The following is a 3,269-nucleotide window of genomic DNA, read 5'->3' as shown; positions in this document are numbered from 1 at the left end:
TACTAAACCGCGGTGCTAACAATCAACCTGCAGTCACTGCACTATGAAATTATGACATAAATTCATATTCTTACCACACAGTGCTTTTGATAAATCTTACAAATAATAATGTGAGGTTTTTCAAAATTCCTTACCCTCGAATTCGACTATTTAACAGAAAATTTGATGAATTAACCAGGCAAGCCACTTTACTTATCAACACTGTGTCTTTTACAGACTTATTCACAACGTTGATAAGTCTGTAAAAGACAGACTGTTAGACGAAATTAAAAAAGGATGTGAGTTGCTGAATATTTATGCAGTTTTTAAAATTGTTAGCTTAGTACCAGGTGAAAGTATTTTTCCAAAAAGTAAAACTTTACTGGTTGGTTTTAAGTGCGGGAAGCAAAACCGTGGTGGTTAAGAAAACAGGTAAATCAATTGGCCAGTTTGTGTTGGTGCTATAACGTGTAGCTGTAACCTAGCAGCAAACCAACGAGACTGTGTTTTTGTTCTGATCCCTCGTCAAAATTGTAAGTGTGTTGTTGAGATTTTAGTCCTATGGTTAATTGGCTATGATTAGTGGCTCGATACGAAAACCCGAGATTGAGTGTACCGCTGTCACCGTCGCCAATGCTTCCATTACTGTTCTCGATACTCAATCCCACAAATCCTAAGGATCCATAAAATACCCATTTCTCAGAAACAGGCGCCCAGCCAGTTATGCCCAGGCCGAGTCCGTTGTAACGGGTTGCATAGCCATCGTCTGTCCATTTGTTTGTAGTGCGTTTGAAGTCAGCAAAAAAGGAAATATGTTTCCAGAAATAATAGCCAAACACCAGGTCGAATTCACCACGCTCAACGGTTGTATTACTGCTGGGCAGGCGAAAATTGTTATACACTTTTTCCGGCGCGGTACCATCAAAATCAAACTTTGCGCCTTGAAAACTTAGTCCGGTGTAAAAGCCCCCTTTACGAATTCTTGCATTAAGTTGTAATTGAGTGGCATCTGAATCGAACGACGTGCCAGTCGTTTTGTTGTCGCCTTCCCACTTGGTGGGTTGTAAATTCACACCAAAAGTGACATCCAGTGGTGATTCTTCGGCATAGCTCTGCGAAGAAATCATCAAAGCCGCAGTTAACAGGGTAATGGTAATCAGGCTATTTTTGTTCATAAATCAAACTCTCATTGGTCGTTAATCACTGTTGTTTATTATTACGCTCTATTGATAGCTAAAGTGTCGGTAGTGGTATGATTTCCCGTTTTTTAGGTGGCGCAGCTTGTGATTTATTTTGAGTCGTCGCTGGCATCTCCTGCTGGGCATCCTCTGTCGATGGCGTGACATGAACATCCACCTTTACTTTATCTTTGGGTATACCTTTAACTTCCACCGCAATGTCCAGTTTTAGAAAAATAAATTCACCCAGCTCATCACCGGCACCTTGCAATACGCCGCTTTCCGGATTTTGGGAAGAGTTGTTGGCAACGGCCTGTTCAACATTGGAGGAGATTTCGCTGGCGGTGATCACCGGTTTGTTGTTGTTGCTGAGTTCGTTCAGAAGGAAATAAGTAAAGGGTGAATGGCCGGAATCGGCATAATTGTCATCCACAAACTCGACACCGCCGGCAGCAATTATTTGTACGCTTTTTTTGGCGGCGACGTTCTGGTAGTAACGATCCTGGTCGACACTGGGTACCGGGCCACGGGTGACGCCGCGCAGCAGGGAGCCGCTGAAACAGGAGTCGGATATCAATAAAGTATGTTTGGCGCGGCTGGCAATGGTATTGAGTTCATCGCGAATTGTGGAGTTACGTAAATATGTGGTGTGGTCGTTACCTTTGGCATCAACAGGAATCCAGTAGCCTTTGTTTGTCTCCCTATCAAGATAACCATGTCCGGCGTAGTAAAGCAGCACGCTGTCATTATTGTTAACCCGCCTGGTAAGGCCGTTAATAGCATGGAGTATTTCGCTGCGTGAGGCGTTTTCCAGAACCGTGACATCCTGGAAGTTATAGTGTGACTCCAGAAGATTCGCTACGGCTTTTGCATCGGTGACCGCCGTTTTCAGAGGAGGCCAACGATTGTCAGGATCCTTGTAGTCGTTGTTGCCAATGATCAGGGCACGATAGTTCGACGTTGTCGAAGGCACGGGCGCGGATTTTTCAATCGCACGTATGCTTATTCCGGCCGGCACACTGTGTGAAACCAGTAGTGCAAGAAGCAGTGTAACAAGTGCAATGTATCGAGTGTTAACCGATGTGCGTGATAAAGTAGCTGATAACTTCATAGTGAAACACCAATCATTAGTTATTTGTTCTGACCTTCAAGATAAACGAAATCTCCCGTGGTGCTAAACTTTAGTCCATTTTCCGTGTGACCCGACAATTGCCATTCGTAGTGCTGGCCATTTGTTAACGCCAGGTTGGCGAAACTCAATTGAGATTCCTTGGAAGTTTGTTGCGCCAGGAGCTGCTTTTCATTGTTCTGGAAATAGTAAATGCTAATCTGATAATCCACTGCCTTTTCAATGGCAGGCCACTGGAACACCAGTTGGCTGCTTAGAATATTAGCATTCTTACCCGGTTCTCCCTTTGCTTCTACCTCTCTATTGAGTGCAATCTTGATACCAGTAAACGGTTTGTTGCTGGATTGAGCATCATGAAAAAAGCCGATAGAACCTGGCGGCAGTCCCGCGCGTTCAAACGTGATCATCGCATTATCCTGGTATGTTGCGATTTGCACGGTTTGTTGCTGATGTGCAGGATTTGAGATCAGTACAAAACTAATGAGAGCAGCAATGGCAAAGGACGCCGGTGCCAGTGTCCAGGCAGGCATGGGCCATTGCAGGCTCTGCGTGATTCGGTTCAGTAACTGATGAAAGCCACCCTGGTTAGCGGTGATTGCGGATGTTGTCGCCGAATTTGCTGTAGCAAGTACCGGCGTGCTGTTCATGGTTTCCAGGTTTTTACTCATCGCTGCGCTGTGTACGGCATAGTGCAGGGCAGATTTTAGAGAATCTGGATCAGATTTGATTTGCGCTTCCATGTTCGGATCCTGTTTGCCGCTATACTGGTCCTCGATAAACTGCTCCACCCGCTGCTCGGTATCGTCAGCGAAATCGAAGTTGGCCGCAAAGCGCGGCGCATAATGCTTAATATCCATTTCCAGCTGGCTTAATTTGTCGATCCGTAAGCGACACTCGTTGCATGACATCAAATGACGTCGAATATCACCATGCGTTCTGGATTCAGGGGACTCCATGTAGCTACATAACTGCTCTGCGCTGGG

Annotated in this window: 3 protein-coding genes; all 3 read right to left on the bottom strand. The window is 45.2% G+C overall.

Annotated elements, in window-relative coordinates; translation table 11 throughout:
- Window positions 1-440: 440 nt before the first annotated feature.
- The gene (locus ACWVCM_RS00075; RefSeq protein ID WP_455199649.1) at window positions 441-1,154 is read right to left on the bottom strand and encodes a hypothetical protein; all 714 of its coding nucleotides are present in this window, start codon (window positions 1,152-1,154) and stop codon (window positions 441-443) included.
- A gap of 58 nt (window positions 1,155-1,212) precedes the next feature.
- Entirely contained in the window at window positions 1,213-2,268 is a 1,056-nt protein-coding gene (locus ACWVCM_RS00070; RefSeq protein WP_455199648.1) for a caspase family protein, read from the bottom strand.
- 20 nt (window positions 2,269-2,288) lie between these two features.
- Window positions 2,289-3,269 (bottom strand): hypothetical protein (locus ACWVCM_RS00065; protein ID WP_455199647.1); only part of this gene is annotated, 981 nt, incomplete at its 5' end.

It is taken from the genome of Kaarinaea lacus, from assembly GCF_975902315.1.
This window is presented reverse-complemented; position numbering and strand designations above follow the sequence as displayed.